The organism is Flavobacterium sp. UBA4854 (genome assembly GCF_002399805.1).
GTDB lineage: Bacteria > Bacteroidota > Bacteroidia > Flavobacteriales > Flavobacteriaceae > Flavobacterium > Flavobacterium ginsengisoli.
The window spans coordinates 59,010-66,638 of the sequence record NZ_DHEI01000053.1 but is presented as its reverse complement, the minus strand read 5'-3'; the positions used below and the strand labels follow the sequence as shown (position 1 = coordinate 66,638).

General features: G+C 34.9%; 7 protein-coding genes. 2 read left to right on the top strand and 5 right to left on the bottom strand.

Features of this window, described 5'->3' with window-relative positions; genetic code table 11:
* The 5 genes from B3J44_RS07915 to B3J44_RS07895 all read right to left on the bottom strand — a co-directional run.
* Positions 1-518 (bottom strand): FAD-binding protein (locus B3J44_RS07915; protein ID WP_286967632.1); only part of this gene is annotated, 518 nt, incomplete at its 3' end.
* A gap of 29 nt (positions 519-547) precedes the next feature.
* Positions 548-1,480, bottom strand: coding sequence for a quinolinate synthase NadA (nadA, locus tag B3J44_RS07910; protein ID WP_286967630.1), 933 nt, complete (start codon positions 1,478-1,480; stop codon positions 548-550).
* 191 nt (positions 1,481-1,671) lie between these two features.
* Complete coding sequence (locus tag B3J44_RS07905) at positions 1,672-3,669, bottom strand: TonB-dependent receptor (RefSeq protein ID WP_286967628.1); 1,998 nt, start codon at positions 3,667-3,669, stop codon at positions 1,672-1,674.
* 60 nt (positions 3,670-3,729) lie between these two features.
* Entirely contained in the window at positions 3,730-4,575 is an 846-nt protein-coding gene (locus B3J44_RS07900) for a hypothetical protein (protein WP_286967626.1), read from the bottom strand.
* A 75-nt stretch (positions 4,576-4,650) separates the two neighbouring features.
* The gene (locus tag B3J44_RS07895) at positions 4,651-5,019 is read right to left on the bottom strand and encodes a hypothetical protein (RefSeq protein ID WP_286967624.1); all 369 of its coding nucleotides are present in this window, start codon (positions 5,017-5,019) and stop codon (positions 4,651-4,653) included.
* A gap of 126 nt (positions 5,020-5,145) precedes the next feature.
* Between B3J44_RS07895 and B3J44_RS07890 the strand changes: the two genes are divergently transcribed.
* Both B3J44_RS07890 and nosZ read left to right on the top strand, forming a co-directional pair.
* Complete coding sequence (locus B3J44_RS07890) at positions 5,146-5,622, top strand: c-type cytochrome (protein ID WP_278021540.1); 477 nt, start codon at positions 5,146-5,148, stop codon at positions 5,620-5,622.
* A gap of 32 nt (positions 5,623-5,654) precedes the next feature.
* A complete protein-coding gene (nosZ, locus tag B3J44_RS07885) occupies positions 5,655-7,628 on the top strand; it encodes a Sec-dependent nitrous-oxide reductase (RefSeq protein WP_286967622.1) in 1,974 nt (657 codons plus the stop codon).
* Position 7,629 lies beyond the last annotated feature (1 nt).

Below are 7,629 nucleotides of genomic sequence, written 5' to 3'. Positions count from 1 at the left end.
CCGGTACAAGTAGTTTTAGCTTTTTTTGTTTCGGTATTTAAGTCAATGACCATATGATTTTCTAAGAGCTCAATATTGGGCATTTTCTTGATCATTTTGAGCAGTTTTTGCTCGATTTCCTGTCCGGAGCTATCTTTATGATGTAATATTCTGTGTTGTGAATGCCCGCCTTCTAAACCTAGATCCCATTGTCCTTTTTCATTTTTATCAAAAGAAGCGCCTATTTCGATTAGTTCTCGAAGTCTTTCGGGAGCTTGTTTGATAACCATATTAACAACTTCTCTATCGCAGAGACCTCCGCCAGAACGAAGCGTATCATGTATGTGTTTATTAAAACTGTCTTTTATAAGATCTGTCACTACAGCAATACCGCCTTGAGCGAGTTGCGTATTGGTATTTTTGGCTGTTTCTTTCGTCATTATAACAATAGATAAGTCTGGACGTTTTTTTGCGGTTTTCATGGCAAAAAATAATCCCGAAATACCAGAACCGATGATAAGTATATCTGTTTTAAGCATGTTATTTTGATTTAAGGTTATTGCATTTTTTATGATAGTTCGAGCATTTTTTTAATAGGCATTAAGGCTTCTATTCTCAGCTCGTCTTTGATTAGCATTTCTGGTCTTTCATTTTTGAGGCACAAATACAGTTTTTCGAGTGTATTCATTTTCATATAGGCACATTCACTGCAGGCACAGCTATTGTCATCTGTGGTAGGAGCCGGAATCAGCGTTTTATCAGGTACAGCTTTTGAAAGCTCATGCAGGATACCGGCTTCTGTGGCCACAATGAAAACGGCAGCAGGATCCGTTTTAATGAAATTAATAATCCCCGAAGTCGAGCCAATGTAATGTGCTACTTTTAAAATATGGTCTTCAGATTCAGGGTGTGCCGCAATTTTTGCGCTCGGGTTTTTGTTATATATTTCAATTAGTTTGTCTAGTGAAAAGGCTTCGTGTACAACACAAGAGCCTTTCCATAAGACCAGTTCGCGTTTGGTTTCTTTTTGAAGATATTTACCTAAATTTTCATCTGGAGCAAATATGATTTTTTGTTCTGCTGGTATAGATTCGATTATCTTTTTTGCATTTGCCGATGTGCAAACTAAATCGCTCATAGCTTTTATTTGAGCAGAACAGTTGATGTAAGTAACCACAATATGATCAGGATGCTGTTCTTTAAATAATCTAAAATCCTCAGGTGGACAGCCATCAGCAAGAGAACAGCCAGCATTCCAATCGGGTAATACTACTTTTTTATTTGGATTTAAAATTTTTGCTGTTTCTGCCATAAAGTGAACTCCTGCAAAAACAATAATATCTGCATTTGTATTTTGAGCTTTTTTTGCCAGTTCAAGACTATCTCCAATAAAATCTGCTATTTCCTGAATATCCTCATCTTGATAATAATGAGCCAGGATAACGGCATTTTTTTCCTTTTTCAATCGGATTATTTCCTGTACTAAAAAGTTCTTGTTCATTTTTAATTCTTTGAATTTTCAGCTTCGCTAACCTATAAAGCTGATGATGTTTATTTTTTAAGCTTGTATTAAAATATATTTTAATACATAATTTTAATAGGGTAAATATATTATCATCATTTTTTTCAAAACATGATTCTAATCATACTGTTTTATATTTGTTTGTATATGTTAACCTTGAGAATTGAATTCTAATTAAAAGAGAAGCTGAGATTTACAAAGATATTTCGACCCATTCGCGGAATTTTATTCCAGTCGGCATAAGTGGTGTAATATTTATCAAAAATGTTTTCTACGCCACTTTGTATTTTTAATTTGTTCTGACTCCAATTGAAAGTATAGCCTGCATTAATTCCCAAAATGAGATAATCTTGGGTTTTAGTTTGCCCGTACACTTTTGCAAATTCATTTTGAGCCAGATTTCCTAAAGCGTTAATTCCTGCATTAAAATTTTCTTTCTTAAAATCGATTCCTGCGCTGTATTTAATCGGACTTATAAAGGGCAGATTATTTCCTTGATTATCTTTTCCAGAACTATAGGTCAGTTGAGACTTGAATTGCCAATTTTCTAGAAAATCGTAAGTCAGATTAAAATCGGTATTGAATATTTTGGCATTATCTATAGCCTCATATCTTTTTACTCCAGAAGCACCAATAGTCATAGGAAGCGTATTTGAATCAATTTTGCCTATTATATAATTTGAAAAATAGAAATAGGATCCTGTAATTTTTGCTGTGATTTGCGATTTTTTATAGCCAATTGAAAAGTTTCCTTCGAGAGCATTTTCATTTTTTAGATTGGGATTTCCGATATAATCATAAAAATCACTGCTGTTATACAGATAAAATCCGTAGCCTTCAGAAACTGAAGGAGCTCTTTCGGCGTAAGCCAACCCAAATCCGAACTCAAACTGCCCTTCATTTTTGGTGTAATTTGTGGCAAAGCTTTTTAGAAAACGGTTTTTTGAAGCATCCATATCAGGATAAAAAATGCGGAGACTCGCTAATCCGAAATCATTTGCTACAGTATTATTCTGGAATCCGAGATTTGCGCCAATTCTCAGATGATCTTTTTCAGAAATTTTGATATTATCTTCTAAAGACAATCCGTTGTATAAAGTTCTGACATCTGGCCATGTGTACATAAACATCAGATTTTCGTTAGGATCTGTCGGATACATGGTCATCTCTGCAATTGACTTATTATAAAAACCATTCAAGTCAGCTAGAAAAGTATGGTTTTTCATATTTCCTTTAATTCTAGAATAATAACCATAAGTATCAGACCAGCCTGGCATATCCATATGTATTGGTACGCTTGGTCTTTTGGTATCGTCCATTTTATGAGTTATAGAATTGTAATATCCTTTTGTTTCCCAATTTGTTATCAGACTTGATTTTGGCACATATTTATAACTTAGAGATACAATTTTAGCTTCGGCCAAAGAAACATCCATAGGAAGAGCAGGGTAGCCCACATTTGTCGCTTTATCATAAATTACAGATGCTTCCAAAAGGTTTTGTTTGTTTATAAAATATCCTGCAGTAGCAGAAATATTGTATTTGGTAAATTGAGAAAAACTCACTTCTTTGTTTCCGCCTGCTTTATAATTATCGGCATCACGATGCATAAAATCGATATGAGTATAAAATTGAGAATCATTGTACCCTAAAGACGCACCAATAATTTTTTGAAGATTATTACTTTCAAAGCCAGAATTTAAACTGCCGTTCCAGCCTGTATTTTTATCACTAAACTGATTCCGTTTTAAATCGACAGATCCGCCAATTCCTGCACCGTGACAGCTTGCCTGCTGTCCAGATGCTACGTTGGCTTCGGCCAAATTTGAAACCTCAACATAAGAAGTAATCGGATCCATTTTGTCGGTACATGCGCCAAATATGCGCATTCCGTCAATTGTAATCACGGTGCGTTCTGTAGCCATGTTGTTTATAACTGGTTCCCAAGCATAGGCACCTCTTTTAATCATATTAATTTTTGATGATTTTGAGAGATATTCTTCTACAGAGGTTAATGATTTTGATTGTTTTAGATGTAAAGAAGGTTTACTTCCAATGACAATTATTTCGTTAAGTTTTACGGTTTCAAGACTATCATTTGCTTTTTCCTGCGCCCAGCATATTGTTGAAAATACAGCCAAGAAGGTTGCTGTTAGATTTTTCATCATTTCTTGCTTTAATAGAAAGAGACAAATTGTGTTATGCCTCTTTCTTGTTATTTTTTAGATTTAAAATTCAATCTCAAAATAAAGACTGCTTGATGGATTGTCTGTTGTAACTGCTTCTCCTTTTAAAACTTCGTTATCAGCATTTAAAACTTGAAGGTTTATTTTCCAATATCCTGTCATGGTAAGAGAAAGTTTTCCTTTATAAAAACTATTAGTTTCAGATTGAAGTAAATCTGTATTGTTTGGAGAACCATGATTACCCATACTTGGCATTCTTGGATCGATTTTGATTTTGAAATTATTTACAGTCTCAAAAGTCATCATATCCTTCATTTTATAAATCCCAACTGTCATATCGTTTAGCGCCACTTTTGGAGAAGATGGTGCGATATAGGCAATTACATAATTGCTTCCGTCGATTCCTTTAAAAGAGCTTACAGTTCGTTTTGAAGATGCAGGAACATTTATTTTGTCAGTTGCGGTGTAACTTGCGCCATTAATTTTGTATGTAATGCTTAATTCCCAATATTCCGTTTCGTTTTGTGCCATTTGAAATATGATATCTCCTTCAAATACCGTTTTCTTATCCACTTTTTCTACCTCAGATCTTGGACAAGAGTGCTGCATCATAGCCATATGCATTAATGGTGTCCAGCTGATTTCGGCATCAGGGATATAATTGTTAGTTTTCTTGTCTTTTATTCTAAGCGAGACATGATTATAACCTTGAACTAAAGAACCTGTTGAAGAAAATAATTCTATAATATGGGTATCATTGGCGATTTCCTGTATTTTATGTAGTCCGCTTGTTTCATCTACTGGAATTGAAGAAGAATCGTCGTCAGAAGAGCAAGAGAATGAGCTAATTGCTAAAAATAAAATGGCTGTGTATTTTAAAACTTTCATGAGATTTTAATTTAAATAATGATAATAAAAGGTCTGTCGAATGAATTCGATAGAAGGAAAAGAATGAAATAAAAATCAAATGAAAATCGGAGGACGGAAGATATTGACGACCTCTACATGAGAATATAAGTTATTATAAAATGCATTTACTATAAAAATAGAAACTCTATTTTTTTCAAAAGAGAATACTGGGATTTGTACCATAAACAGAATCACAGTTTCTGCTATTTCATTTTTCTTTTCGTTAGAAGCCGGCGTGTCATTTTTATAGCTTTTTGCTAATTCTTTTTTCAAATGACATTTTCCGTTACAATGAAGTTCGGGAGCATTTTTGTTTTCGCATAATTCAGTTGCGATGTAATGGTAGTTGACCACATAATCCAGAAATGGAAATGCTGGTCTAAATATTACCGCAAATAAAAATATGTAAACACAAAACTTCATTCTTGTTGATTTTTGAGAATACGAAGGTATTATGAACTTTTTTTTGAGGATATGATTGCAATCATACTTTACTAAAAACAAGTTTTAGAATTTTGATCAAAAGTTTAACAAGTAAAAAACAAAGTAATGAACAAACTATTCTTATTAACAATGTTTGGTTTTATCCTGCTCACATCATGCGGGAAAGAAAAGTCAAACACCGATCAGGATTTTTCTACTCCAGCAGCAGCTGAGAAAACAGCTGATGCAGAATCTTACGATCCAAAAAGAGGTCTTGGGAAGTATGAAACAGTTGAATTAGGAGCTTCTTTGGATAAAGCATTAGCTGAAAAAGGACTTAAAACTGCTGAAGTAAAATGCACTTCCTGTCATAAACCAACAGATGAAAAATTAGTTGGTCCAGGATGGAAAGGAGTAACAAAAAGAAGAACACCTCAATGGATTATGAATTTTATTACCAATCCAGATCCAATGATTGACAAAGATCCAGAATTGCAGGCACAATTAGAGCTTTGCATGATTCGTATGCCTAACCAAGGATTAACAGAAGATGAAGCAAGATCTATTTTGGAATATATGCGCCAGAATGATGGAGTGAAATAATTAGAAGGAATCAAAATCAAAATAATAGCCTTATGAAAAATAAATTTTTAAAATCGATTTTCGTTGTTACGTTAGGGTGTGCTTTGTTTGTTTCGTGCAAACCGAAAGACTCTACAGATGCTGTTGAAGGCGATGCTGCCCAAAAAGTGTATGTGGCACCCGGAAAATATGATGAATTCTACAACTTTGTATCGGGCGGTTTTAGCGGTCAGGTGAGTGTTTACGGACTTCCGAGCGGAAGATTGCTAAAGGTAATGCCAGTGTTTTCTGAAGATCCACAAAGCGGTTATGGTTACAGTGAAGAAACAAAACCAATGCTGAATACCTCGCACGGTTATGTGCCTTGGGACGATCAGCATCACTTGGATTTATCACAAACCAATGGAGAAGTAGACGGACGATGGATTTTTGCTAATGCGAATAATACGCCACGTATTGCGCGTATTGATTTGAAAACGTTCAAAACAGCAGAAATTATTGAGCTTCCAAATTGTGGAGGAAATCACTCTTCACCATTTATTACCCAAAATACAGAATATGTGGTAGGAGCCAGCCGTTTTAGTGTTCCTGCAGATAATGACAATGGAGATGTTCCAATTAATACGTACAAGAAAAACTTTAAAGGATATTTAAGTTTTGTGAAAGTTGGAAAAGAAGGAGAATTGGATCTTGCTTTCCAAATCGTAGCTCCAGGTGTTAATTTTGACCTTAGCCACCCTGGTAAAAAAGAATCTCATGGATGGTTTTTCTTCTCATGCTATAATACAGAACAAGCCAATACCTTATTGGAAGTTAATGCTTCTAAAAATGATAAGGATTTTATCATGGCGGTAAACTGGAAAAAAGCAGAAGAATATATTAAAGCTGGAAAAGGAAAACGAATTCCTGCAAAATATGCCCACAATACTTGGGATGAAAAAACTCAAAGTGCGAAAACTGAAATTAAGAATGAGGTTTTAACCCTAGATGCTTCTGAATTGAAAGATATCTGTTACATGATTCCATGTCCGAAATCACCTCACGGCTGTGATATTGATCCAACAGGAGAATATATTATCGGAAGTGGAAAATTGGCAGCTTTGATTCCAGTGTTTAGTTTCACAAAATTAAAAGATGCAATTGCTAAAAAACAATTTGATGGTGCTTATGCAGGAATTCCAGTTGTAAAATATGAAGCAGCACTTTATGGTGAAGTTCAAAAACCTGGTTTAGGGCCTCTACATACAGAGTTTGACGGAAAAGGAAATGCTTATACTACAATGTTCGTTTCATCTGAAGTAGTGAAATGGAATATTAAAGATCTAAAAGTTTTAGATAGAAAAGCAACTTATTATTCTCCTGGACACTTAATGGTTCCCGGTGGAAATACAGAAAAGCCATTTGGAAAATACATGGTGGTTTACAACAAAATTACCAAAGACCGTTTCTTGCCAACTGGTCCAGAATTAGCTCAAAGTGCACAGTTGTTTGATATTAGCGGCGATAAAATGAAATTGCTTTTGGATTTCCCAACTATTGGAGAACCACACTACGCGCAAGGTATTCCAGCAGAAAAAGTTAGAAATAACGGACAACTGAAATATTATGATATTGCGGCCAACAAACATCCTTTTGCTACTAAAGGTGAAAAAGAATCTAAAGTAGTTCGAGAAGGCAATAAAGTACATATTTATATGACTTGTATTCGTTCGCACTTTGCACCAGATAATATCGAAGGAATTCGCGTGGGAGATGAAGTTTATTTCCATGTTACCAACCTTGAGCAAGACTGGGATGTTCCTCACGGATTTGCTATAAAAGGAGCAAACAACGCCGAATTGCTAATCATGCCAGGAGAAACCTTAACATTAAAATGGGTTCCTGAGAAAAAAGGAATCTTCCCATTCTATTGTACAGACTTCTGCAGTGCATTGCACCAAGAAATGCAAGGGTATGTGCGAGTTTCGCCAGCAGGAAGCAACGTTCCGATTACTTACAGTGTAGGTACCAATTTACCAAAAGAATAGT

Coding starts and splice junctions, on each gene's coding strand:
- B3J44_RS07900 (WP_286967626.1), bottom strand. CDS start 4,575: ATGAAAGTTTTAAAATACACAGCCATTTTATTTTTAGCAATTAGCTCA.
- B3J44_RS07890 (WP_278021540.1), top strand. CDS start 5,146: ATGAACAAACTATTCTTATTAACAATGTTTGGTTTTATCCTGCTCACA.
- B3J44_RS07905 (WP_286967628.1), bottom strand. CDS start 3,669: ATGATGAAAAATCTAACAGCAACCTTCTTGGCTGTATTTTCAACAATA.
- nadA (WP_286967630.1), bottom strand. CDS start 1,480: ATGAACAAGAACTTTTTAGTACAGGAAATAATCCGATTGAAAAAGGAA.
- B3J44_RS07895 (WP_286967624.1), bottom strand. CDS start 5,019: ATGAAGTTTTGTGTTTACATATTTTTATTTGCGGTAATATTTAGACCA.
- nosZ (WP_286967622.1), top strand. CDS start 5,655: ATGAAAAATAAATTTTTAAAATCGATTTTCGTTGTTACGTTAGGGTGT.